Here is a 26123-nt window from a genome sequence, read left to right on the forward strand (position 1 = left end):
GGTTGCGCCGGGTACAATATCGACATTCCAGGAGCTCATTCATGAAATTCAAGCAACTCAGCACCACGATTGCGGCTTTGTTCCTCGCCGGCAGCGCCATGGCACAAGCACCCGCCGGCGCACCGAAGCTGGGGATCATTTACGATGCCGGCGGCAAGTTCGACAAATCGTTCAACCAGTCCGCTTACGAAGGCGCTGAGCGTTTCAAGAAAGAAACGAACATCCCCTATATCGAAGTCCAGGCCAACAGCGATACCCAGGCCGAGCAGGTGATGCGCGGTCTTGCGCGCAAGAAGCTCGACATGATCGCCGCCATCGGCTTCTCGCAGACCCAGGCCGTGGCCAAGGTCGCGAAGGAATTCCCGAAAGTGAAATTCGTCCTGATCGATTCGATCGCGCCGGGCGCGAACGTGAACTCGATCATGTTCAAGGAACAGGAAGGCTCCTACCTGGTCGGCGTCGCCGCGGCCATGGCCTCGAAATCCAAGAAGATCGGTTTCGTCGGCGGCATGGACATCCCGCTGATCCGCGCATTCGCCTGCGGTTATGGCCAGGGCGCCAAGGCGCAGTTGCCGAAGATCGAGATCATGTCGAACATGGTCGGCACCACCAGCGCGGCCTGGAACGACCCGGCCAAGGGCGGCGAGCTGGCACGCCAGCAATTCGACCGCGGCGCCGACGTCGTGTTCGCCGTTGCCGGCGGCTCGGGCATGGGCGCGCTGCAGATGGCCAAGGAAAAAGGCAAGCTGGCGATCGGTGTCGATTCGAACCAGAACTACCTGCATCCGGGCTCGATGCTGACCTCGATGGTCAAGCACGTCGACGTCGCGATCTACGACGCCTTCATGCAGGTCAAGAACAACACCTGGAAGGCCGGCACGACCTATAAGGGCCTGAAGGAAGGCGGCGTCGACTGGGTGCTGGACAAGGACAACCGCAAGGTCGTCTCGCCGGAAATCGAAAAGCGCGTCAATGGCGTGAAGGCCGACATCATCAGCGGCAAGATCAAGGTCATCGACTACCGCGCCGCAGGCAGCTGCCCGGTCTGATTCAACTTCAGTTTCAAGAAACCAAAGCGCGCCGCGCCGGGATTCCGGCGCGGCGCGCTTTTGAGTAGAAGCATTCACATTTTCACTACTGATCGCTATGCAGCCAGCCGTAGAATTTCGCAACATCAGCAAGGCCTTCGGGCCGGTGCAAGCGAACGCTGACGTCAGCTTCACGATCGCCAAGGGTTCCATCCATGGCGTCATCGGGGAGAACGGCGCCGGCAAATCCACCTTGATGAGCATCCTGTACGGCTATTACCACGCCGACAGCGGGCAACTCGTGATCGACGGCCAGGCGCGCGCTATTCGCAGCAGCCAGGAAGCCATCGACCTGGGCATCGGCATGGTCCACCAGCACTTCATGCTGGTCGAGAACATGACCGTGCTCGACAACGTGATGCTCGGCGCCGAGGGCGGTTTCAAGCTGGCAGCAAAGCGCGCCGCAGTCGAAGCGAAGCTGCGCGAAATCTGCACCACCTACCGCCTCGACGTCGATCCGCTGGCGACCATCGAGGACCTGTCGGTCGGCGCCCAGCAGCGGGTCGAAATCCTGAAACAGATCTACCGCAGCGCCAATATCCTGATCCTGGACGAGCCGACCGCCGTGCTGACGGCCCAGGAAACGGCTTCGCTGTTCGAGATCCTGCGCCTGTTCAAGGACCAGGGCAAGACCATCATCCTGATCACGCATAAGCTGCAGGAGATCATGGACATCACCGACCAGGTGACGGTGCTGCGCGCCGGCCGTGTGTCGGGCGCCGTCACGACCGCCGAGACGTCGAAAGAGCAGCTGGCCAACATGATGGTGGGACGCCCGATCGAGGGCAACCTGCCGCGCAAGCCGTTCAACCCGGGCGCGCCGGTGCTGAAGGTCTCGAACCTGCAATTGAAAGATGCGAACGGCGTCCAGCTGCTGGCCGACATCGACCTCAACGTACGCGCCGGCGAGATCGTCGCCATCGCCGGCGTGTCGGGCAACGGCCAGAGCGAGCTGATGGAAATCCTGGCGGGCATGCGCCTGCCGACCTCCGGCCAGGTCGAGCTGGAAGGCAAGGCATTGCCCTTCGGCCGCCGCACGAACGCCGACGGCCTGCCCGCCGCCTTCCGCAATCTCGGCATCGGCCACGTGCCGGAAGACCGCCTGCGCGACGGTGTCATCAAGGATTTCTCGGTGATGCAAAACACCGTGTTCGGCTACCAGGAGCGCGTGAAAAACCGCTGGGGCCTGTTCGATTCCGATGCCATCGCCAAGCGCTGCGCGCACCTGCTGCAAGCTTTCGACGTACGTCCGAACAATCCGGACCTGCGTATTGGCCTGCTCTCGGGCGGCAACCAGCAGAAGGTCGTGATCGCACGCGAAGTCTCGGCCCAGCCGAAACTGATGCTGGTCGGCCAGCCGACCCGCGGCGTCGACATCGGCACCATCGAATCGATCCACACCCAGCTGCTGCGCCTGCGCGACGAAGGCGTGGCGATTTTGCTGGTGTCGGTGGAACTGGAAGAAGTCCGCGCCCTGGCCGACCGCATCGTGGTCATGTCGGGCGGCCGTATCACCGGCGAACTGAATATCGATGAATTCGACACCACCCGCATCGGCCTGTTGATGGGCGGGATGCACAAGTCATGAAACAGATGAAAACCACCGAACTGCCACGCTGGGCGACAGGCTTCGTCCTGCCGCTCCTGAACCTGCTGTCGGCGCTGCTGGTCGCCGCGCTCGTCATCCACCTGCTGGGCGAAAGCCCGGTCGAGTCGATGCAGATCCTGATCAACTCCGCGGTCATCAATCCAGAAGGACTGGGCTACACGCTGTTCTACGCCAGCACCTTCATCTTCACGGGCCTGGCCGTGTCGATCGCGATGAAGGCGGGCCTGTTCAACATCGGCGCCGAAGGCCAGATGTATTTCGGCGGCCTGGGCCTGACCCTGGCCGTACTGGCCTTCGACCACACGCTTTCGCCCTGGCTCCTGATCCCGCTGGCGATGCTGGGCAGCGCGCTGTTCGGCGCGCTGTGGGCCTTCCTGCCCGGCTACCTGCAGGCCAAACGCGGCAGCCACGTGGTGGTCACGACCATCATGTTCAACTTCATCGCCGCCAACCTGATGAACTTCATCATCGTCAAGGCCCTGCTGCCCGAGGGCGAGCAGAACCCGGCCAGCCGCGTGTTCGCCGATGCCGCCGCCCTGCCGACCCTGAATACCTGGTTCTCCTTCTTCGGCGATTCGCCGCTGAACATCGGCTTCCCGATCGCCATCGTCGCGCTTGCGATCTATGGCGTGATGGTGTCGCGTTCGAGCTGGGGCTACCAGTTGCGCGCCACCGGCTTGAACCAGCACGCGGCCCACTACGCGGGCGTGCGCATCAGCCGCATGATCATCGTCGCGATGCTGATCTCGGGCGCGCTGGCCGGCCTCGCCGCCATGAATTCGATCATGGGATCGACCCACTACCTGAGCCTGAACTTCCCTGCGGGCGCCGGTTTCGTGGGTATCGCGATTGCCCTGATGGGCCGCCAGCACCCGGTCGGCATTTTCCTGTCGTCGGTGCTGTTCGGCGCGCTGATCCAGGGCGGCTTCGACCTGTCGCTGGAAAAGCCGAACATCCCGGTCGAGACCTTCATCTTCATCCAGGGATTGATCATCCTGTTCTGCGGCGCGATGGAACACTTCTACGCACCCGCGCTCCTGAAACTGATCAACGCAACACGCAAGGGATAAACCATGGAATTCTTTGATTTCGCCGGCGCCGTCATCGTCTCGATGGTGCGCAGCGCGCCAGTGCTGATGTTCGCCGCGCTGGCCGGCCTGTTCGCCGAACGCAGCGGCGTGGTCGACCTCGGCCTCGAGGGCAAGATCCTGGCCTCGGCTTTCGTGTCGGCTGCCGTCGCCTATTCGACGCAAAATCCATGGGCCGGCATCGCGGCCGGTATCGCCGTCTCGGTTGCGATCGCGATGGTGCAGGCCTTCGTGTCGATTACCCAGAAGGGCAACCAGCTGGTCGCCGGCATCGCCATCAACATCGCCATGAGCGGCCTGACCTTTGTCGTCGCCCAGTTCATTTTCCAGCAAGGCGGCCGCACGCCGGACCTGGGCGAAGCGCGCCTGTCGAACATCGTCCTGCCGGGGACCGAGCTGCTGAAGGACGTGCCCTTCCTCGGCTGGCTGTGGGGCAGCGTGATCGGCGGCCACTCGCCGCTGGTGTATCTCGCGTTTGCGCTGGTGCCGGTGGTGCACTGGGTGGTCTACCACAGCCGCTTCGGCCTGCGCCTGCGCGCCTGCGGCGAAAACCCGCATGCGGCCGATGCGGCCGGCGTCTCGGTCGAGAAGACGCGCTATCTGGCCATGCTGGTGGCCGGCGTGCTGTGCTCGTTCTCGGGCGCCTACCTGTCGATCGTCCAGAGTGGCTTCTTCTTGCGCGACATGTCGGCCGGCGCCGGCTACCTGGCCTTGACCGCCCTCGTGTTCGGCAACTGGCGCCCGCTGCACACGGTGCTCGGCTGCCTGATGTTCGGCTTTTTCACGGCCGTGCAGATCCAGCTCGAAGGCCGCGACCTGCCCCTGGTCGGGCGCATCCCGGGTTCGCTGATCCAGATGATTCCCTATGTCGTGACGGTGGTCGTGCTGGCGGGCCTGATGGCGAAGTCGGTGGCACCGAAGGCGGTGGGCAAGCCATTCGTCAAGTCGCGCTGATCGGAAAAAACTGGGGTCAGGTCTGACATTTAGACACGGCCTCGGAAAAAGCTGGGGTCAGGTCTGACATTTAGACACGGCCTCAACGATACCGGGTCGATTAAGGCAGAGGTCGTGTCCGAATGCCCCCTCTGTCAGGCTAGTTGTCACCTTATATTTTTAGGAGACAACATGAGTAAAATGTATTCTGACGCCTTCATCGAACAAGCCTTGGTGAAGGTGTATTCTCGCGGAAAACGCACCATACAAGACGTTGCAGACGATTTGCACGTCAACGTCTACACGGTCAAGAACTGGATACGCAGAAAGAATTTGTATATGTTGAAAGCCTCTTCCGACAGGGAAAAGCGGCCGCAGGACTGGAGCCGAAGCGAGCAGCTGGTGGCCCTGCACGAAACGCACGCATTGGATGAGGAAGCGCTGCAGGCATGGTGTCGTGAGCGTGGGCTGTTCGTGCACCATCTCGAAGCATGGCGTACGGCCTTCTGCCTGGATGCAAAGCCGGCCGTGGCCACCGATGCACGCGAGGTGCGCAGCTTGCAGCAAGAGAATGACAAATTGAAGCGGGAGTTGGATCGGAAAGAGAAAGCACTGGTGGAGGCCGCAGCGCTGCTTTTACTGCAAAAAAAGTTCAATGCGCTGTGGGAGGACGAGGTCAAATGACCTTGCCCGCAGCGCGGGCCGATATCGTCGCGATGGTCGCCCAAGCCGTTTCCTCGGGAGCGCGCCATACCAAAGCATGTGAAATCATCGGCTTGAGCTTGCGCACATTGCAGCGCTGGAAGCTAGTCGGTGCTGCGCCCGATGGGCGTACGACGCGCGTCCAACAACCAGTTCATGCGTTGACGGCGCGAGAGCGTGAAGAGATTCTCGCTATCGCCAACTCGGCCGAGTTTGGCCAGATGCCGCCTAGCCAGATCGTGCCGCGCCTGGCCGACCAGGGCACTTACCTGGCCTCCGAATCGACGTTCTATCGGGTGTTGCGAAGCGCTGGCCTGGTCAAGCATCGGCAGGCGGCGCGGCCGGTTCAAGAGCGCAGCAAACCGCGCGCCATCTGTGCCACGGCGCCTAACCAGCTCTACAGTTGGGACATTACCTATTTGCCGAGCGGGGTAAAGGGAATCTATTTTTACCTGTACATGTTCATCGATATCTACAGCCGAAAGGTCGTTGGCTGGCAGGTTTATCGGGACGAGCATAGCAACCTTGCGGCCGAGGTCATGCGCGACATCTGTGCACGTGAAAAAATCCAGCCCAACCAGGTGATTCTACATTCCGACAATGGCAGCCCGATGAAGGGCGCGACTATGCTGGCGACCTTGCAGGCACTGGGCGTGATGCCTTCGTTCAGCCGGCCGGCCGTCAGCAATGACAACCCGTATTCGGAGTCGTTATTCAAGACCTTGAAGTACCGTCCCGACTATCCCGGTAAAGCATTTACGGACCTCGCACACGCACGCAACTGGGTGGCCAGATTCGTGCGCTGGTATAACAACGAGCACCGTCACAGCACCATCAACTTCGTGACGCCGACCCAACGTCACGCGGGCCTCCACCACGTGTTGCTGGCAGCCCGCACAGCCGTCTACAACGCTGCACGTGAGGCCAATCCGCTGCGTTGGACCGGGGCCATACGCAACTGGTCGCCGATCAGGGAAGTGCATCTCAACCCCGACCACGCGATCAGCGAAACCACAGCGCCGGCGACCAATATGCCGGCTTTTAGAAGAGCAGCTTAACGGCTGCTCACGCGACAACTAGCTTGACAACCACCGAATGTCAGACCTGACCCCAGCTCTTCCGCACGCCGGTATCGGTCATTCGCGTTGCAGCGTGGCGCCACCCGCATCGAGCTTTTGCAGCGCATGCTTCCTGCCGCTCTGCGCCTCCTGCCAGGCCGGCAGCACCCGGAACGTCAGCGCCAAATCATAATCGCCGGCAACGCTGCCGACATCCATCGGCTCATCGCCCGCCCGGTTCTGGAACCAGCGCAGCCAGGTGGCGGAACCGGGCGCGGGCGAGTTCAGGTGGGGCGCGCCGGCGTTCGGCGCGCCATCGGGCTCGGGCGGCAGCAGCGGCATCAGGAAGGAGCTCATGCCCTTCGCGGAGTTGGCGGCGTTCCACTGCGAGGTGCCGTGACAACTGAGGCAGGACGAATTGCCGGCACGCAGCAGCAGGCTGCGCTTGCCTGCGGCGACAAACGAGATGTCGTTCGCCCCGTGGTCGTTCGGTCCCGACAGGCGCCCTCCCCAGCCCAGCGTCTCGGTCGCGTACAGCGGCGCGGCCGGATTGATCCAGGACTCCAACAGCGGCGCGCCCGGATTGGCGGCGCTGTCGACCTGCGGATCGTTGCCCCATTGCGCGCCCAGCGGCACCATCTGGTCCCACACGCCGCGGCTGCCGGGACGCGTGCTGCGGTCATAGACCAGGGTCGTGAAGACCCAGCCTGTCTGCGGCGCAGATTGGGTGTCCTTCACCACGATGTCGACCTGCATCAGGTAGCCCTTGCCGAGCGTGGGCCGGTCGAACTGGCCGGTGGTGGCGTTGGCGGTCATCATCATCGGCCAGGACGGCGCGCCGCGCATGGCCGGCCACTCCTGCGGACCGGCCGTCGTGAACGCGAGTTTCACCGTGATCGACCCTTCCGCGTACTGCGTGACGCCGCCGCCAAGCTGCGGCGCCTGCGGGTCGCGCCAGATCGCGCCCAGCGTCTGCGCCGCCGTGCGGTTGTAATAGGTGACGACATAGGTCGTGAACGGTTTAGCCAGGCCGCTCTTCGGGAACAGGCCGTCGTCGACGCGCTCCATTCCGACCAGCATGCCGTGGACCGCTTCGCGCTGCGCGCCGAGCCAGGGATCGTTGTACCAGCCGCGCCGGCCGGCATCCCAGTCGCCATCGTCAAACAACAGCGCCACCATGTCGCGCGCGACCGTGTCCTTCAATGCCTGGGTGTAGGCAGCAGCGTTCGCCGCCGTGATCGGGACGTTGCCGATGGCCGTGCGCCAGGGCATGTGTGGTGCGGGCAGGCCGGACGGATAGTCATGGCTGAGCTTGAACAGCGGCCCGGCGTAGTCGGCGGGCGCCGGCGTGCGTCCGTTATGGTCGAGGTAGGGGTCCGGGGTGGTGGCGGCTGCCGGCAGCGCGATCAAGGCGCCGGCGAGGCACAGGCAAAGGGTGTGAGTGCGCATGTCCGTTTCTTGGAAGGAAGTGAAAACAGTCCATTTTTCCCTCCAGCCATCCTGACGAATTGCGAACGAACAAGGTCTCGCGAGAAGCCTAATCGCTGGCGAGCGCGATCGAGCGCTTGATGGTCCACGACAGCCCGAAGCCGGCTGACAGACCATTATCCCGCAGGTGCAGCGGACTATTCCGATTCGCGCCCACGCCATAATTCTCGGCGCGCAGGAAGCCATACACGCGCACATCCCGATTGACCACGCGCGCCGCAAACACCCCGGCACGCACCAGGATCAGGCCGGCATCCGCGCTGTAGGCGGCACGGGTGGCGGTCGCGTATTCGGGCCGCACCTCGTAGAAATAGCGGTTGATCTTGCCGTCGCCGACGACCGCGGCGAGGTGGGTGTCGAACAGCCATTTGCCGTCCAGGCTGCGCCGCTCGTAGACCAGGCGCGGTTCGAAGGTATAGCCCTGGTGGCGCAGGCCGTTTTTCACTTCCATCACCGCGCGCAAGGGGAACTCGGCACGCAGGCCGCTTTGCGCGTCGAAGCGCGCCAGGCGCAATTTCAGGCGCGGACCGAATTCGGCCAGTGCGCCCAGGTCCGGCATGCCGGCCCGGGCCGCGACATCATTCGAGCGCGCAGGCAGGGAAGCCGCCAGGCCGACGTCGAGTTCCGCGGCATCGCTCTTGAACACGCGCGCACCGATACCGGACTGGTCGGAACGGAATACCTTGCCGCGATAGATAAGCAGGGGCAGCCCGAGGCCGCGCGTTTCGCGATCCATCGCGCCCGGATACGAGGGCGTGCTGACCACGCCGCCGGCCAGGCCCAGTTCCCACAGCGGCTGGCCGGGGCGCGGGTCGGGCGCAGTTTCGGAAACGCCACCCGTCTGGGCGTGGGCGCTGGACACAACGAGGCAGGCAAGGCTCGCGCAGGCAAGGAGGTGACGGTTCATGCGTTACCCGAAAATGAAGGCGCGGCGCGCCGGAACCGCCATTCTAGCCGCGGCCGCGCAAGCCCAGCCGCACGCCATGCACGGCAACCCAGCCTCCCCGCGGGTCACCGCACAGCAGTCCGGAAACAGGACAAAAAAAGGGCCGCCGGCGCATCCGCCGCGGCCCTTGCCGGAACGGGACCTGCGCCCCGCTCCACCATTCATCCCGCCTTAACCGTAGATCGCCTTCAGCACCTCGGCCAGCTTGTAGCCGCCCTTGATCAGCTGTTCCTTGGCAATCTGCGAGCTCGGCACCGGATAATTGGCCGGCACTTCGAGCGCGAAGGTGTAATAGGTGTCGCCCTTCTTGCTGGTCTGTTGCGTGATCTTGCCCGGCACCACGTCGGCGTAGGCAAACTTCGCCACCACCAGCGCGTCGTCCGCCCACTGGTAGGGCCAGGTGGCCGGGTCGCCGGTATTGGCCATGATGGACGGTTTGCTGTCGATCGCCGCCTGGGCGAACTGGCCCGGCGTTTTGGTGCGGATGCGGCGGAAAGCGTAGTCGACCGTGGTGCTGTCCCAGTACGAGTGGAAAGGTTTCGTCAGCGCTTGGGGTATGCCTTCCTTAAGCACGCCTTCCCGCACCGGCTTCGGCTCGCCCGGCGGGATCAGGTTCGCGCTCAGCTGGCTCAGCTTCTGGTCGTCGAGCAGCAGGTTGTTGCCGCCGCGCGAGTCGAAAATCGCGGCCTCGTCCACTTCCGCATGGGTCTTCGGCACCACGAACCTGCCGTCCTTGCTGACATAGGCCGCGCCCACGTGCAGCGGCTGGTGGATGTCGCCGGTCATGTGGGTCAGCAAAATGAGCGCCTGGCGCTTGGTGAACTTGTGCGGGTTCAGCGCCGGGTCGGTCTTGCCTTGCAATACGGCGATGCACTGCTTCAGGGTCTGGACGATGTCCATGTCCGTCGTGCCGACCGCGCCGTCATGGTAGTGCGCGAGCTGGAAGGGCACGTCGGTGTAGTGGTACTCGCCGTGCTTCGGATTGGCGTTCGTGTACTCGACCATTTCCGGCGACTGCGGGCCGCAATAGGTTCCCTTCACGCAATCAGGCCAGTTGGCGATGGCTTCGAGCGATTCGCCCGGCAGCAGCAAGGCGGCGATCTGCTTTTCGGCATTCGTGCCCTTCAGCAGTTTGTCGGCGATGGCGCCGACCGCACGGTGGCCGTCGCCGCCCCAGGCGAAGGCATTGCTGGAGGCGAAGGCGCCTGCAAGCGCGAAGACGAGAGCGAGTTTTTTCATGGGTTCTCCGTGTTGAGCGGTTTATTTTTGCGCGCGCACTTTATCGATGCGCACTCTTGGGGCCAGGCCGGCTTGCGTGCCGCCGGCGCCCGGATGTTTGGCGATATAGTCGCTCAGGGCGTCGAGGTCGACGACCTGCGTGTCGACGCGGTTCGTGCCCTTGGCAAATTCGGGGAAGTTGTCGCCGCCTTCGGCCAGGAAGTTGTTTGCGACCACGCGGTAGGTTTTCGTATCTTCAACAGGCGCGCCATTGAACTTCAGGCTGCCCGGCACCAGGCGCTGGCCGACGGGACGCGCCTCGTCCCAGGTATAGCTGAGGCCTTGCGACACTTGCAGGATGGTCGTGCCGGAGGCGCTCGGGCGCTGCCATTGCTGTTCGAACAGGCGGCGCAATTGCGCGCCAGTCAGGTCCATCACGACCAGGGTATTCCCGAAAGGCAGCACCGCCTGGGCATGGCCGAAATTGGTGACCAGCCCCGCGTCGGAGGTGTCCAGGTCCTTGCGGATGCCGCCATTGTTCATGAAGCCGATCTGCGCGCCCTGGGCACGGGTCGCGGCCAGCACGGCGTCGGCGATCAGGTTGCCGAGCGGCGACTCGCCCGCCTCATTGGCCTTGCGCGCGACGGTGGCGATGCCGAGCTTGCCCAGGGGTCTGGCCAGCGCCGCGCGGCTGCGCTCCTTCACGCGGGCAAGGAAGGCAGTCATGCGCGGCTCGGCCGGGAACTGTTCCGGGTTCATGACGACATTGTGCACGTCGATGTCGGCCACCGCGCCGCTGGCCGGGTCGACCTTCAATGCGATGCGCGACAGCAGGTGCCCGGCAGCATCGGCCTGGGTCACGACGCGGCCGTCGACCTTGCACAGATAGCCCTGGTGCGAGTGCCCGGTGATGACCAGGCGGAAGGCCGGGTCGAGCTTTTTCACGATGTCGACGATGCCGCCCTTTAAATCGTTACAGGCCGGCTGGTCCGGCGGCGTGGCCGTGTGCCCGCCTTCGTGGATCAGTGCGACGAATACCCTGGCGCCGTCGGCGCGCATCTGCGGCAGCGCCTTGTTGATGGCCTCGGCTTCGTCGATGAAGTCCAGGCCGGCGATGCTTGATGCGACCGCGACCGAGGCCGTGCCCTGCAGCACCGCGCCGACCACGCCGATCTTCACACCTTTCACATTTTCGATGCGGTAAGCCGGCATGAAGGGCTTGCCGGTGGCGCTGTCGAGAACGTTCGCGGCGAGATAGGTGAAGCGCGCGCCGGTGTAGTTCGGCAGGAGGCGGCAGGCCTTGCCGGGACGCGGCGAATCGCAGCCGCCGGTTTGCTGGCGCAGCAGTTCCTTGCGGCCCTGGTCGAATTCATGGTTGCCCACCGAGGACAGGCGCAGGCCGAGCAGGTTCATCGCTTCGATGCTCGGCTCGTCGGCCCACATCGAGGACAGCGCCGGGCTGGCGCCGATCAGGTCGCCCGCGCCGATGAACAGCAGGTCCTTGTCTTCCTTGCGCCAGGCGGCCAGCGCCCCACTCAGGGTTTCGATGCCGCCCGCCCGCAGGGTCTCGCTTTTCCCCGTGGCGGCGCTGGTGTAGGTGTACTTGCTCGGCTCGAGGTTGCCGTGGAAATCGTTGATCGCGACGAGGTTCAGCGTGATCGGCTCACGTGTCGGCGTGGCGCAGCCGGCGACGGCCAGGGACAGCACCAGGAGGGTCAGGGATGCGCGGGCGCGCGGGGAAACGATCATGGAAGTCTTTCGCTGATGCTGGTGAACACGGACGCCCGCGGCGCTCCGGATTATTGCACGTGGGATCGCGCTCGGCCATCTTTACAGCAGGGCTGGGGTCAGGTCTGACATTCGGACTACCGCCTTGGCGCGACCTCTGCCTTACTCGCCCTGGTATCGTTGAGGCCGTGTCCAAATGTCAGACCTGACCCCAGCTTTTTACGCAATGAAAAACAGGCCCGAAGGCCTGTTGGGATGTTGCCCTTGCTACGGTCCGCCACGCCGGCGCGGCGGACCCGGGGCGACTTAGATGTCGACCGACAGGGTGACCGACGCGAAGCGTGGTGCGCCCAGGTAGTAACGCAGGGTGCCCGGGTTCACGCCTGGGTAGGCGGTCGTGTTGTTCACGCTCTGCGACGACGGGTTGCGATACTGCTTGTTGGTGATGTTGCTCAGGTTCACGTTCAGCTTCGGACGCTTGAAGATACCGAAGTTGTCGAAGGTGTAGCCGGCATCGATACCGAAGGTCGTGTAGCCAGGTGCCCACTCGTCGTTGACCAGGGTGGCGGCCTGCTTGCCGGTTGCCTTGGCTTTCAGGCGGGCCCAGAAGGCGCCGACCTGGTACTCGGCCGACAGGCCAGCCTTCAGCTTCGGCGTCAGCGGCATTTCCTTGCCGGCGGTCGGCAGCGATGCCGTTGCGCTCACCTGCAGGTCGTCCTTGATCTCGCTGTCGGTGTAGCCGAACGAGCCGTAGAACGACCAGCCGTGGAACGGGGTGTTACCCGCTTCGAGTTCGAAGCCGCGGGTGACCACGTGGCCGGCATTGGTGTAGCTGCTGGTGTTGGTGATCGGGTCGAATGCGGTTGCCTGGCGGTTACGGAAGTCGACGTTGAACACGGTCACCGTGGCGATGTACTTGCTGTCCTGGTGACGGAAGCCGATGTCGGTGTTGTACGAGGTCTCTTCCTTGACGTCGCCGCGCAGGGTAGCGACGTTGCCGTTCAGGATCACGTTCGTACCGACGTTGCTGAACACGAAGTTCGGCGGCGCCTTCATGTTCTTCGCGATGCTGGCGAAGAACTGGTCGTCGTTGGTCACGCGGTAGCGCGCGCCCAGCTGCGGCAGGATGTCGTCGTACTTCTTCTGGATGTTGTACGTCGGATTCTGGTTGCCTTCGCTGGCGAAGTTCGTGAAGTCACGCTTGATGAACGGGGTACGGATACCGACGTTGATCTGGCCCTTGTTGTCGGCGAAGCTGATCGTGTCCTGGATGAAGGCCTGGTAGGCGGTCGAGACCGTATCCCAGTTGCGGCTCTCGAACAGCGAACCGTCGGCGCGATGCACGGCCTGGTCTTCCAGGTATGGATCGACTGGATTGCCTTCGGCCGTCACAGGCACCATGGTGCCGGTCTGGCGGTGACGCGCGCGCTCCCACCAGAAGCCACCCAGGATCTGGTGGTCGCCATAGTTCCAGGTCAGCGACGAGGTGATACCTGGGCGCTTGGTGTTGGTCACGCTGGCGTTGGCCATGATGATGGTGTCGAGCGTGTCGCCGTCGCCGTTCAGGTCCACCGCGCCGGTGTTCTTGTTCGTCGCCGGGTTCAGGAAGCCGGAACCTTCGCGCTGGACGCGCTGCTGCAGGCCGCCGTTACCGAAGCCGTACCAGAAGTAAGGAACGATCTTCAGGTTCAGGTCGTCGGTCAGGCGGAACTTCGCTTCGGCCGACGCAATCGCGTTCTTGAACGGGTTGATGTACAGGCCGTAGTACAGCGGGCTCTGGGTCGCTTCGACCTGGGCGGTGCCGTTGACAGGGGCCAGGTGACCAGCGAAGACGTCGCTCGTGTCGTAGTAGTAACCTTTTTCGTTGATTTCCTTCAGCGTCAGGTTGTTGACGCTGTTGTTCATCGCTTCATTCCACAGGATGGTCGCGTGGATGTAGTTGTACTTGTCCCAGTCGTAGTTGAAGCCGCCGTCGATGTGGTCACGCTTGGCCTGGCCCTTGCCCTTCCACTTGTCCGCTTCGGCGCGCGAGGCCGAGACGAAGAACTTCGAACGGTTGTCCGACAGCTTGCCGCTGTCGAAACGCACGAAGGTCTTGTAGCTGTTGAGCTGACCGAGGGTCTGCATGACGCGGAAACGCTGGGTGTTTTCCGGGTTGCAGGTGATGATGCCGAAGTTGCCGCCGGTCGCGCCGACCTGTGGCGAATCGACGTCGGTCGAGCCCTGGGTCACGAACTGGCTGCAGGTGTTTTCCTGGTCGACGTATTCTTGCGGGTAGACCGAGAACGAACCCGAGTCATTGACCGGCACGCCGTTGATGGTGGCGCCGATCTGGTCGCTGTTGAAGCCGCGCAGGGTCAGGCCGCCGCCGAACAGGCCGGTTGCGTCATGGTTGTAGCTGTTTACCGATGGCAGCATCTCCAGTGCCTCGTATGCATTGCCGGTCGGACGCTGCTTTTCCAACTCTTCCGCCGTCACGGTCGAACGCGCTTTCGGTGCGTCTTCCGCCACCATCAGGCCCATGCCGATTTTTTTGCCGGTGATGACCACCTGCGAACGTGGCGCGGCTTCCGAAGCCGTCGTTTCCTGGGCGTGGACGACGCCCACACATGCCACGTGGCATGCCAGAGCGATCAGGCTCAGGCGCAACTTCGGTTGTTGAATCAAAGCGGATTGCATTCAAAACTCCTAGAGTGTTTAAAAATTTTCAGCTGCAAGCTTGAACCTGCATGACGGCATACGTAGGGAACCGGATTCCTGCTTCAGGGCACGCCAATATAAGGACAGCTTGTGTCAAGCTGATGACAACTTGCAAACTCGCTGACCCAGCTGCCGACTGCGGCAAAGTTGATCGATTGACTAAGCTTCTTGTCAACCTGAGAAACTATGCACGCCTCCGATATCCGACACAAATATTGTTTCCGTTAGGAATTTATACATTGTGCGAATAAATCGCTGCCCTTTAGACACTTAAACCTGCCACAGCGACATGATTTGATGTGTCTACGCTACGGCGGCGATTATAAAGGAGGCATTCTCGCTGGAAATAAAACAGGCAACTATTTTTTGAAATGCCCCGGGGCGGCTCAGAATGTGTAGCTAGAAGGCCACATCCGCCCTAAAAAGAGGCAGGATCGCTCCTTTAAAAACAACAAAGGCGAGCAGCCGTTGGGCGCTCGCCTTTTGTTGTTAACGCGGGCGGTTGGCGCGCGTTCAGCGCTTGCTGCGCTGGCCCACCGCCGTGCGGGCCAGCCCGGCCACGCCTGCTTCGAAGGCGGCGTAGCGCGCGTCGAGCTGGCGCGTCAGGCGCGCCTTGTCACCCGGTGCCAGGAAGGCATAGCGGATGCTGTTGTACGAGGCCTTCTTGATTTCCGCGTAGTCCGGCTTGTAGCGGCTCGCGAACAGCACGTATTCCTGCGACAGCGTATGGCGCGTGACGCCTGCGTCGTCAGTGGAGATCACATAGGGCACACCGTACTTGCGGTACAGCGTGACCGGATGGTTCTCGCCCTTGATGCCGTTGATGAAAGCGTTCGAGGTCAGGTTGATCTCGACCGGGATATCATCAGCGCGCATTTTGCGCAGGATGGCGGGCGCATTCGCTTCGTGCGCGAGGTCGATGCCGTGGCCGATGCGGTTGGCGCCGGCCACGCTCACGGCCTGGTCGATGTGGAACTTCAGGCCCTCCGGCGGCACGTCGCCCAGCGCCAGCTCGCCCGCGTGCAGCGCCACCTTGACGTCCGGGTAGATGGTTTTCAGGAAGCGGAACATCTTCATGTGGAGCGCGTAGTCGCGCATCGAGACCATCGTGCTTTCCTGGCCGACGATGTTCACGCCCACCACCTTGCCGCCGTTCGAGGCCGATTTGAAGGCGGCGACCATCGAGGAAAACACCTGCGACGGGTTCAGGAGGCGCAGCACATAGGTCTGGTAGCGCATCGTGAAGCGCTCGTCGTCGATGCCTTCGGCCGCTTCGTCGATTTTTGCGACGAAGTCGGCGATCGATTTCGCGAAGGCGGGGTCGCGGTCCAGCGCGTCCAGGGCGCGCCGCATCTCGACCGTCAAGGCTGCGTCGTCGTTCGCCAGCTGCCAGGCGCGCGCGTCGAATTCTGCGTTGGGAACGGCCGGCGCCATCTTGAACATCGTCTCGATATAGCTGACGTTCTCGGCGATCGCGCGCTGTTTCAGCTCCTGCAGGCCCTCTTTGAAATTCGCGTTCGAGACCGGGCCGAAGTAGCCGAAGGTCTGGAAGAACAGGCGGTCCGGCGCCGGGTTCAGGGCGCCGTGGTTGTCGAAGTCCTTGTTCGACCAGCGCTGCACCAGTTCGCGCCAGGTGTGGTCGTCCGCATACACTTCGGCGCTCGACAGGCAGGTGCGCTCTTTCGCCGGTTTGGCGCGTTCGGTCGCGACGGCCGTCTTGTCGGTTTCGATGCGGTAGGTCCCCTTGTTCACGCACAGGCCCTGGCGGTCGAGGAAGTCGAGGTATTGCTCGACATACAGCGCGCCCGAGTAATGGTGGTGCAGGTCGCCGCCCTTGGGCATCTGCGTGAAGAACATGGTCAGCTCGGCCAGCTTCGGCTCCGTGCCCGCGACCAGCGTGGCGTAGTGGCGGGCGGTAGCCGCTTCGTTGGCCAGGCGCGATGCGGTGGCGGGCTCCTTGGCCGACGCCAGCGGCGCGGCGGCCATCGCCAGGGCGATCAGCAGGCTGCGGCTGAATGTGATCTGCATGAGGGTCTTTCGTGTTGGGTTGACGTCGCCGCGCAACTTTAACGGCTTCGTTCAGTATTGGCAATGTGACGCGGAGGGCGGTTGCTTGCTGCCTTTATCGGCGTATTGCATTCCGCGTGGGCATGCCCACCCTACGTTACGCTACGGTCAACAACTTCCGATGTCGGCAGTGGCGCACCGTAGGGTGGGCATGCCCACGCGGATTGAAAACACGAATAGCGGATCAGGCGCCAGCCCCGCCCCGCTCGTGCACCTTCACACCCGCCGCATACGTCGCCCGGATCGCCCGGTCATCCCCCAGGAGCGCCAGCGCGAACAGCTGTTCTTCCAGCGTATCGCAATGGCTGCTCCGGCGCGCCAGCAGCGGCGTCGATTGCGGGTCGAGGACAATGAAGTCCGCTTCCGCGCCGACCGCAAAACTGCCGATCGTCCCTTCCAGGTCCAGCGCGCGCGCCGCGCCCAGGGTGGCGAGATAGAACATGCGCAGCGCCGGCAGGTAGCTGCCCTTCAGGCGCGCCACTTTATAGGCTTCGTTCATCGTCTGCAGCATCGAGAACGAGGTGCCGGCGCCGACGTCGGTGCCCAGCGTCACCAGCGCGCCGGCGCCGTCGGCCTTTTCGAAATCGAACAGGCCGCTGCCCAGGAACAGGTTCGAGGTCGGGCACACCGACGCCGCCGAGCCGGTCGCCGCCATGCGCGCGAAGTCTTCGTCATCGAGCCAGATGCAGTGGCCGAAGAGCGCGCGCGGGCGCATCAGGCCGTAGCCGTCGTACACATCCAGGTAGCTGCGCGACTGCGGATACAGCTCGCGCACCCAGTTCACTTCGTCCTGGTTTTCCGAAACGTGGGTCTGGATGAAGGTGTCCGGATACGCCTTCGCCAGTTCGGCGATCGCACCCAGCTGCATCGGGCTCGAAGTCGGCGCGAAGCGCGGCGTGATCGCGTACAGCGAGCGCGCGTGCTTGTGCCACTTGTTGATCAGCGCTTCGCTCTCGCCGACCTGCCCTTCTGCATCGCGCAGGAAGTCCGGGCAGTTCCGGTCCATCAGCACCTTGCCGGCTACCATGCGCAGGTTGCGCGCTTCGCTGGCCTCGAAGAAGGCGTCGACCGATTCGCGGTGCACGGTGCAGTAGACCACGGCCGTCGTCGTGCCGCAGCGGGTCAGCTCGTCGAGGAAGAACTCGGCGGTGGCGCGGGCGTGGACCGGGTCGGCGAACTGGCGCTCGGTCGGAAAGGTGTAGGTTTCCAGCCAGGGCAGAAGGCCCGGCGCCGGAGAGGCGATCATGTCCGTCTGCGGGTAATGCAGGTGGGTGTCGATGAAGCCGGGCGTGATGATCTGGCCGCGGTAGTCATGCGGCGTCACGCCGGCCGGCAGCGTCGCGGCGAGTTGCGCGTAGTCGCCGGCGGCTTGCACACGGCCGTCCCCGATGACGAGCAGGCCGTCCTCGAACCAGGAATACGCGTCCCCGGCAAAGGCCGGGTCGGCGTGAAAATGCAGCAAGCTCGCACGGTAGGCTTGCACAGTATGTGGTGCAGTGGACATCAGTTGGATTCCGAAGAAACTTGCAGGTGGCTGGTGGCGGCAATGGTGGCTGAAACTTCACACGCCTCCCAGACGGTAAGCAGCTGGGCCGCGACGGAGGCGGCAATCACGGCCGGGGCCTTGCCGGCAATGCCGGGCAGGCCGATCGGACAGACCATGGCCTCGATGCGATCGTTCGCGATGCCGCGCTCGCGCAGCCGGTGCTCGAACTGGCGGCGCTTGGTGCTTGAGCCGATCAGGCCGAACCAATCCTGGCCGGGACGGGACAGTATCGCGTTTGACAGGCGCAGGTCAAGTGCGTGGCTGTGGGTCATGACCAGGAAGGTCGTGCCGGGCGGCGCTTGTTCAACCAGCGCCTCCGGGATGTCGGTGGCTTCGATCGTCACGTTGGCGGGTACATCGGCCGGGAACAGGTCTTCGCGCTCGTCGACCCAGGTGACGCGGCAGGGCAGTTCGGCCAGCGCACGCACGAGGGCCGCGCCGACGTGGCCGGCGCCGAACAGCATCAGATGGGCGCGCGGGGCGAGGATGGCGTCGACGAGCCAGCGGCGGCCATCGGTATCCGTGAACACATGGGTGCCAAGGGTGCGGTCGAAGGCAGGGACGGTGTCGCCGGCCAGTTGCATGCCGCCGCCGTCGAACAGCGCCCACGTTTGCCGGGCCGCGCCATGTGACAACCTACCCGTAGGGTGGGCGGGTCCCCCGCCCACGCGTTCAACGCACGCACGAGCATCCGCGACATCGTTTCTGGCGACGCCGGATGGCGTTGAAACAGCAGAGTCAAATTGCGCGTCAACGCCGGCACTGGCTGAACGCGTGCGCGGGAGACCCGCCCACCCTACGCGCCAGGTATCCTGATTACGCCGCGCATCCAGCAAAGCCATCTGATCACGATCCGCGACCTCGAACACCAGGTGCGCAACGCCACCGCAACACTGGCCCAGGCCCGGCCCCAACGCAAAGCGCTCCAGCTTGGTTGCCCCTTGCGCCCCGCCATCGATCAGCATCGCGCGCGCCGTCTCGATCGCCCTGAGCTCCAGATGCCCGCCCCCGATCGTCCCGGCAAAGCCATCGGCCGTGACGAGCATCTTCGCCCCCGCCTCGCGCGGCACCGAGCCTTCGACGATGGCGACCGTGACCAGCACGGCCGCCGCCGGTGCGTGATGCGCGGCTGTCAGCCAGTCGTCCATCACGCGTGGGAAGAGACGGCAGCTTCGACAGCAGCGATCGCGTCGAGGATCTCCTCGCTCGTCGCCGGCGCGTTCAGCGGCGGATTGACGGTGTGGCCACCGACAGAAGACACCGCATCGCGAATTGCAAAGAACACCGAGAACGGCAGCAGCAGCGGCGGCTCGCCCACGGCTTTCGAGCGGTGGATGCTGTCTTCGACGTTGCGGTTCTCGAACAGGCGCACCCGGAAATCCTGGGGGCAGTCCGACACGCCCGGGATTTTATAGGTCGAGGGCGCATGCGTCATCAGCTTGCCGCCCGGGTTCCACCACAGCTCCTCGGTGGTGAGCCAGCCCATGCCCTGGATGAAGGCGCCTTCGACCTGGCCGATGTCGATCGCCGGGTTGAGCGAATTACCCGCGTCGTACAGCGCATCCGCGCGCAGCAGCTTCCATTCGCCCGTCAGCGTGTCGACCACGACCTCGGAGACGGCCGCGCCATAGGCAAAGTAGGAGAATGGCCGGCCGTTCATGGTTTTCGCATCCCAGGACAGGCCGGGCGTCGCATAAAAACCGTCGGACCAGAGCTGCACGCGCGCCAGGTAGGCCTTTTGCACCAGCGCCGGGAACGGCACTTCCATCTCGTTCACGAAGACGGTGTCGGCTGCGAAGCGCACGTCGGCAGCTTCGCCGCCGTACTGCGCGGCGGCGAAGGCGGCCAGTCGCTCTTTGATTTGGCGCGCCGCGTCCTGCGCCGCCTTGCCGTTCAGGTCCGCACCGGTGGAAGCAGCGGTGGCCGAGGTGTTCGCGACCTTGCTGGTATTGGTGGCGGTGGCGCGCACGTGATCCATGTCCACGCCCAATTCGTGGGCGACGACCTGCATCACCTTGGTGTTGATGCCCTGCCCCATCTCGGTGCCGCCATGGTTGACCATGATGGAGCCGTCGACGTACACGTGCACCAGCGCGCCCGCCTGGTTCAAATGGGTGACGTTGAAGGCGATGCCGAATTTCACGGGCGTGAGCGCCAGGCCCTTTTTCAGCACGGGACTGCTGCGATTGAATTGCGCGATCGCCGAACGGCGCGCGCGGTATTCGCTCGATGCCTCGAGTTCGGCCACCAGCTCGTGGATGACGTTGTCGACCACGGCCTGCCCGTAGGGCGTGACGTTGCGCTCGGTTTTACCGTAAAAATTGATCTTGCGGACGTCCAGCGCATCGACTTTCAGATTGCGCGCGATCTCGTCGAGCACGTATTCCATCGCGATCGCGCCCTGCGGGCCGCCGAAGCCGCGGAAAGCCGTGTTCGACTGGGTGTTCGTCTTGCCGCAGGCGGCGCGGATATCGACGTCCGACAAATAGTATGCGTTGTCGTAGTGGCAGACCGCGCGCGTAGCGACGGGACCGGACAAGTCGGCCGAAAAACCGGCGCGCGACACCATGTCGACTTTCGCGGCCAGCACGCGGCCGCTGTCGTCGTAGCCGACTTCGTATTCATAATAGAAGCAGTGGCGCTTGCCGGTGACGAGCATGTCGTCGTCGCGGTCGGCGCGCAGTTTCACCGGACGCTTCAACTTGTGTGCGGCGATCGCGGCCGCCGCCGCCCACAGGGCCGACTGCGATTCCTTGCCTCCAAATCCCCCGCCCATGCGCCGGCACTCGACCACCACGTGGTGCGAATGCAGGCCGAGGGCGTGCGCGACGACGTGTTGCATCTCGCTCGGGTGCTGGGTCGAGCACTGGACCAGCATGCCCTTGTCCTCGCCGGGAATCGCGTAGGCGATCTGGCCCTCCAAATAAAACTGTTCCTGGCCGCCGACATGCAGTTTGCCGGCCACCTTGTGCGGGGCGTTCGCGAAAGCGGTTTCGGCGTCGCCGCGCGCCAGGCGCATCGGCGGCACGACATAGGATTGGGCGGCGTGCGCTTCCTGCGGCGTCAGGATGGCCGGCAGTTCTTCGTAGTCGACCTTCGCCAGGCGCGCCGCGCGGCGTGCATTGTCGTGGGTATCGGCGACGACGATGAAGATCGGCTGGCCGACATATTCCACTTTGCCGCTTGCCAGGATCGGATCGTCGTGGATGATCGGGCCGCAATCGTTGGTGCCGGGGATGTCCGTCACGCTCAGCACCGACACGACGCCGCGCGCCGCGCGCACGGGCGCCAGGTCGATCGAGACGATGTTCGCGTGGGCCTTGCCGGAGAGCCCGAGCGCCGCGTGCAGCGTGCCCGCCACCTCCGCGATGTCGTCGGTATAGGTGGCCTGGCCGAGCACGTGCAGCGTGGCCGACTCGTGCGGCCGGGCGCGGCCGACCGCGCTCCACGCCGCCTGCTTGATTGCTGCTGCGCCTGCGTCGTTCATGGTGATCTCCTCATGCGCTCGGCAGCGCTTGGCACGCATGCCTCGCCTGCGAATGCGTTGACTGCACTCGGCGGCAGCGGATTGTCGGGGCGGGTTTCAAGCCAGAAGCGGCGCAGCAGGTTCTGCGCCGTCTTCATGCGGTAGGCACTGGACGCGCGCATGTCCGACAGCGGCGCGTAATCCTGCGCCAGCGCGGCCATGGCTTCCTGTAGCGCAGCTTCGTCCCAGGCGCGGCCAGTCAGCACTGCTTCGGCGCCGGCAGCGCGCCTGGGCGTCGCGGCCATGCCGCCGAAGGCGATACGCGCCTCCCTGACGATATCGCCTTCGAAGCGCAGTGCAAAGGCAGCGCAAACGGCCGAGATATCCTGGTCGAAGCGCTTGGCCAGTTTATAGGTGCGGAAACGGACGCCGTCGCGCGGCAGCGGCACACGCACGGCCGCCACGAATTCATCGGCCTGCAGATCCTTCTGCTGGTAGCCGAGATAAAAATCTTCCAGCGCCAGTTCGCGCTCGCCGCCGGGTCCGCGCAGCACCAGGCGCGCGCCGAGCGCGATCAGCCAGGGCATCGAGTCGCCGATCGGCGAACCGTTGGCGACGTTCCCACCCAGCGTGCCTGCATTGCGGATCGGCAGCGAAGCGAAGCGCTGCCACATCTCGCTTAACGCATCCGGATAGTGGCGGCACACGGCCGCATAGGCATCCTGCAGCGTGACGCCGGCGCCGATGTCGACCCAGCCGTCTCCCTCGCGCACGGCCTTCAGCTCGGCGACGTTTCCGATATAAATGATGTCGTTCAGCTCGCGCATCTGCTTGGTGACCCAGAGGCCGACGTCGGTCGAGCCGGCGAGGATCAGCGCTTGCGGATGCCCGGCGCGCAGCGCCACGAGTTCATCGAGCGTGCGCGGCGCATGAAAACTGCGGCCATCGAACGAATAGGTATGAAGCTCGCCCCGCTGCAGCGCACGCAACTGGTCCGCGACAAAGGCGCGGTCGAATTCCGCGCGCGGCAATTCCATCATGCGCCCCGCCGCCTCGATGATCGGCCGGTATCCCGTACAGCGGCACAGGTTGCCCGACAAGGCATCGTCGACCTGGCGGCGCCCAGGCGCCTGGCCTTGTGCCTGCCCTTCCTGTTTCAGGTAGATGCCCCACAGCGACATCGCAAAGCCCGGCGTGCAAAAGCCGCATTGCGAGCCGTGACACTCGACCAGCGCCTGCTGGACCGGGTGCAGGCGTCCGTCGGGCAGCTGCAGGTCTTCGACGGTGAACAAGGCCTTGCCGTCGAGCGTGGGCGTGAACTGGATGCAGGAGTTCACCGCTTTGAGTTCCAGCTCGCCATTTTCGAGCGAACCGACGACCACCGTGCAGGCGCCGCAATCGCCTTCGGCGCAGCCTTCCTTGGTGCCGGTGCAGCGCAGGTCTTCCCGCAGGTGCTGCAGGATGGTTTGCGTCGGTGCCACGTCGCTCACTTCGTGGACGGCCTTGCGGAAATAAAAGCGGATCGGATCGGCCATGCTTGCCTCGGTGTTAACCCAGCGTACAGGATACCTTGCGCAGGCCGGGACCAACTATGTGCGAAATCTGATTTTGATTATCATCAAGCTGATATATGGGTCGGCGAACGGATGGGCCGTGCACCAGTGCGCGGCGAGGTCGCTGCGACGCGCCATCCACCCGGCAATCCGGCAATGCAGCCCGTTCGAGAGCATTTTAGGCGCGTTCAGCCCATTCGGGTCGCCTTCACGTGCCGCTGGTCCTTACCCCCTGGTCATACTCGACTGACCGCGGCAGCTGAAAACGACGCTCCGGTCCGAAAGCGAGCGCACGCGCTCGCAAGAAATCGTTATCCTGAGCGTTCACGACGGGAGCGCCAATGGCCTTGCATATCGTTCATTTCATCGGACCGATCCATCACAACTCCGCCTGCAGCGTGCGCAACCTGTGCCTGCAGGCCCTGCAGAACGGGGCCAGCGAGATCGAGCTGCACATGTCGACCGAGGGCGGCAACATGACGGCCGGCTTCGCGCTGTATTTCTTCCTGAAATCCCTGCCGATCCCGCTGACCACTTTCAACATCGGCAGCATCGAGTCGGTCGGCGTCGTCATCTTCCTGGCCGGATCAAAGCGCTACGCCTGTCCGGGCGCACGCTTTCTCGTCCATCCGCTGCACTGGGGCTTCGGCAACCTGGTGGCGGCCGACCATTCGCGCGTGTCCGAGTGGCGCGAATGCCTGGACTTCGACGCCGAACGCTATGCCAGCATCTTCGACGAAGCGACAAGCGGCGCCCCGGAAGCCCACGACATCCGCCCTCACCTGTTCGGCAATGCGCGCATCTACACGGCCGCGCAGGCCGTGCGCGCCGGCCTGATCCACGAAGCGGTGCAGGCCCGTTTGCCGGAAATGGGTACGACCACGCACTGGTGGAACTGATGTTCCGGTGGCACCGTCATCGAGTCGCCGCCGTACGGGTCTGTGCATCGTGCACGGCCCTTTTTTCCCCAGTGATGAACAGCTGAGTTGACGTACCGCCAACACCCATAATCGAAACGCCAACAAACTCCGGTTCGCGGGGCGTCATGGCATTTCGTCTACGTGGCGCGCACGCATCTGCCCCCTGTTGAAACGCTTTACAAAGTTGATGCCTGTAGGCATCATCCGAGAAGTATGCCGCCTCGAAACAGCCTTGCGCGGCCTCTTGTAGTTCCTCTGATAACACGGCTCATATGGCAGCAGTCCTTCCGCACGCGACCCCAGGCACACCGATGTCCGGACTTGCGCGCGCGCTGGTGCAGGCGGGCCGCCTCACGGCCCAGCAGGCCGAAGCACTGCAAAAGAAGGCCACTGCCGACCGTACCCCGCTGATCGACGCCCTCATCGCCGACAAGGCGCTCGACGCCGCCGCGCTGGCCGCTTTCTGCGCCGAGACCTTCGGCTATCCGCTGCTCGACCTGTCGACCTTCGGCATCGAGTCGCTGCCCGAAGGCGCGATCGACGCCAAGCTGATGGCGGCCCAGCGCGTGATCGCGCTGGCCAAGCGCGGCAACCGCCTCTCGGTCGCCATCTCCGACCCGACCAATACGCAAGCCCTGGACCAGATCAAGTTCCAGAGCGAAGCCGCGGTCGAGCCGGTGATCGTCGCGCACGACGCCTTGCTCACGCTGCTCGCGAACCTGACGAAAAGCGCCGAGCAGGCGCTGGGCGACATGGCCGGCGACGACGCCGAGATCGAGTTCGCCGAAGAAGAACCGGTGGCCACGCCGGTCGAAGCGACCAACGAAGTGGAAGATGCGCCGATCGTGCGCTTCCTGAACAAGATCCTGATGGACGCGGTGCAGCTGGGAGCGTCGGACATCCACTTCGAGCCCTACGAAAAATACTACCGGATCCGCATGCGCGTCGACGGCGTGCTGCGCGACCACGCGATGCCGCCACTCTCGATCCGCGACAAGCTGGTCTCGCGCATCAAGGTGCTGGCCAAACTCGACATCTCGGAAAAGCGCGTGCCGCAGGACGGCCGCATGCGCCTGCTCCTGTCCGCCGCGCGCACCATCGATTTTCGCGTCAGCACCCTGCCGACCCTGTTCGGCGAAAAGACCGTCATGCGTATCCTGGACGCGACCCAGGCGCAGATGGGTATCGACGCGCTCGGCTACGACCCGGACCAGCGCGAACTGCTGCTCGAGGCGATTTCGCGCCCGTACGGCATGGTGCTCGTGACCGGTCCGACCGGTTCCGGCAAAACCGTCTCGCTGTACAGCTGCCTGAACGTGCTGAACAAACCCGGCATCAACATCTCGACCGCGGAAGACCCGGCCGAGATCAACCTGCCGGGCGTGAACCAGGTCAACGTCAACGAGCGCGCCGGCCTCACCTTCCCGGTGGCCCTGAAATCCTTCCTGCGCCAGGATCCGGACATCATCATGGTCGGCGAGATCCGCGACCTGGAGACGGCCGACATCGCGATCAAGGCCGCGCAGACCGGCCACATGGTGTTCAGTACGCTCCACACCAACGACGCACCCTCGACCCTGACGCGTTTGATGAACATGGGCGTGGCGCCTTTCAATATCGCCTCGTCGGTGATTTTGATTACCGCCCAGCGCCTGGCGCGCCGCCTGTGCAACTGCAAGCAGCCGCTCGAGATGGGGCGCGAAGCGCTGCTGGCGGCCGGCTACCGCGAAGGCGACTTGCAGGACGACTGGAAGCCGTACGGCCCGGTCGGCTGCGAGCGCTGCCTCGGTTCCGGCTACAAGGGGCGCGTCGGCATCTACCAGCTCATGCCGATTTCGCCGGCGATCGAGGAACTGATCCTCGCGCACGGCAATGCGATGCAGATCGCCGCCCAGGCCGAGAAGGAAGGCGTGAACTCGCTGCGCCGCTCGGGCCTGATGAAAGTGAAACAGGGGCTGACCAGCCTCGAAGAAGTGCTCGGCTGCACCAACGAATAGGCGAAATTTACAAAAC

The 26123-nt window shown here is 64.0% G+C and carries 16 protein-coding genes and 1 pseudogene; 7 read left to right on the forward strand and 10 right to left on the reverse strand.

The annotated features are described in order from the left end of the window. Positions 1 to 41 precede the first annotated feature (41 nt). From AC1MEM_RS23080 to AC1MEM_RS23100, 5 genes and pseudogenes are all read left to right on the forward strand, one after another. Positions 42 to 1049 carry a BMP family lipoprotein gene (locus AC1MEM_RS23080; RefSeq protein WP_499474422.1) on the forward strand — a complete coding sequence of 336 codons (1008 nt, stop codon included), beginning with the start codon at positions 42 to 44 and terminating at the stop codon, positions 1047 to 1049. Between the two features lie 97 nt (positions 1050 to 1146). Next, complete coding sequence (locus tag AC1MEM_RS23085; protein ID WP_499474423.1) at positions 1147 to 2676, forward strand: ABC transporter ATP-binding protein; 1530 nt, start codon at positions 1147 to 1149, stop codon at positions 2674 to 2676. A gap of 5 nt (positions 2677 to 2681) precedes the next feature. Further along, the gene (locus AC1MEM_RS23090) at positions 2682 to 3767 is read left to right on the forward strand and encodes an ABC transporter permease (RefSeq protein ID WP_499477743.1); all 1086 of its coding nucleotides are present in this window, start codon (positions 2682 to 2684) and stop codon (positions 3765 to 3767) included. A 3-nt stretch (positions 3768 to 3770) separates the two neighbouring features. Next, positions 3771 to 4739, forward strand: coding sequence for an ABC transporter permease (locus AC1MEM_RS23095; RefSeq protein WP_499474424.1), 969 nt, complete (start codon positions 3771 to 3773; stop codon positions 4737 to 4739). Positions 4740 to 4910: 171 nt separating this feature from the next. Further along, positions 4911 to 6478 (forward strand): annotated as a pseudogene (locus AC1MEM_RS23100) (IS3 family transposase). Positions 6479 to 6556: 78 nt separating this feature from the next. Here AC1MEM_RS23100 and AC1MEM_RS23105 read toward each other — a convergent pair. The 10 genes from AC1MEM_RS23105 to xdhA all read right to left on the reverse strand — a co-directional run bounded on the left by AC1MEM_RS23105 (position 6557) and on the right by xdhA (position 23172). Further along, positions 6557 to 7927 carry a hypothetical protein gene (locus AC1MEM_RS23105; protein WP_499474425.1) on the reverse strand — a complete coding sequence of 457 codons (1371 nt, stop codon included), beginning with the start codon at positions 7925 to 7927 and terminating at the stop codon, positions 6557 to 6559. A gap of 88 nt (positions 7928 to 8015) precedes the next feature. Continuing rightward, positions 8016 to 8873, reverse strand: a complete 858-nt coding sequence (locus tag AC1MEM_RS23110; protein ID WP_499474426.1) for a MipA/OmpV family protein — start codon at positions 8871 to 8873, stop codon at positions 8016 to 8018. A 210-nt stretch (positions 8874 to 9083) separates the two neighbouring features. Further along, on the reverse strand, positions 9084 to 10151 hold the full coding sequence (locus tag AC1MEM_RS23115) for a S1/P1 nuclease (RefSeq protein ID WP_499474427.1): 1068 nt from the start codon (positions 10149 to 10151) through the stop codon (positions 9084 to 9086). A gap of 21 nt (positions 10152 to 10172) precedes the next feature. Next, complete coding sequence (locus tag AC1MEM_RS23120) at positions 10173 to 11879, reverse strand: bifunctional metallophosphatase/5'-nucleotidase (protein WP_499474428.1); 1707 nt, start codon at positions 11877 to 11879, stop codon at positions 10173 to 10175. A gap of 285 nt (positions 11880 to 12164) precedes the next feature. Further along, positions 12165 to 14537 (reverse strand): TonB-dependent receptor, encoded by a 2373-nt coding sequence (locus AC1MEM_RS23125; RefSeq protein ID WP_499474429.1) that lies wholly within the window; start codon positions 14535 to 14537, stop codon positions 12165 to 12167. Between the two features lie 534 nt (positions 14538 to 15071). Next, a complete protein-coding gene (locus AC1MEM_RS23130; RefSeq protein ID WP_499474430.1) occupies positions 15072 to 16586 on the reverse strand; it encodes an adenosine deaminase in 1515 nt (504 codons plus the stop codon). A 223-nt stretch (positions 16587 to 16809) separates the two neighbouring features. Next, on the reverse strand, positions 16810 to 18129 hold the full coding sequence (guaD, locus tag AC1MEM_RS23135; protein WP_499474431.1) for a guanine deaminase: 1320 nt from the start codon (positions 18127 to 18129) through the stop codon (positions 16810 to 16812). Continuing rightward, positions 18129 to 19319 (reverse strand): xanthine dehydrogenase accessory protein XdhC, encoded by a 1191-nt coding sequence (gene xdhC, locus AC1MEM_RS23140; protein WP_499474432.1) that lies wholly within the window; start codon positions 19317 to 19319, stop codon positions 18129 to 18131. The genes guaD and xdhC overlap by 1 nt, the downstream gene beginning before the upstream one ends. Continuing rightward, positions 19319 to 21658, reverse strand: coding sequence for a xanthine dehydrogenase molybdopterin binding subunit (gene xdhB, locus AC1MEM_RS23145; RefSeq protein ID WP_499474433.1), 2340 nt, complete (start codon positions 21656 to 21658; stop codon positions 19319 to 19321). Before xdhB ends, xdhC begins: the two co-directional genes overlap by 1 nt. Further along, positions 21655 to 23172, reverse strand: coding sequence for a xanthine dehydrogenase small subunit (gene xdhA, locus AC1MEM_RS23150; protein WP_499474434.1), 1518 nt, complete (start codon positions 23170 to 23172; stop codon positions 21655 to 21657). The genes xdhB and xdhA overlap by 4 nt, the downstream gene beginning before the upstream one ends. Positions 23173 to 23531: 359 nt before the next feature. Here xdhA and AC1MEM_RS23155 point away from each other — a divergent pair, with 359 nt between their 5' ends. Further along, on the forward strand, positions 23532 to 24089 hold the full coding sequence (locus AC1MEM_RS23155) for an ATP-dependent Clp protease proteolytic subunit (RefSeq protein ID WP_499474435.1): 558 nt from the start codon (positions 23532 to 23534) through the stop codon (positions 24087 to 24089). 332 nt (positions 24090 to 24421) lie between these two features. Further along, complete coding sequence (gene pilB, locus AC1MEM_RS23160; RefSeq protein ID WP_499474436.1) at positions 24422 to 26107, forward strand: type IV-A pilus assembly ATPase PilB; 1686 nt, start codon at positions 24422 to 24424, stop codon at positions 26105 to 26107. The last annotated feature ends 16 nt before the right edge of the window (positions 26108 to 26123 follow it).

It is taken from the genome of Telluria sp. AIW5, from assembly GCF_056680575.1.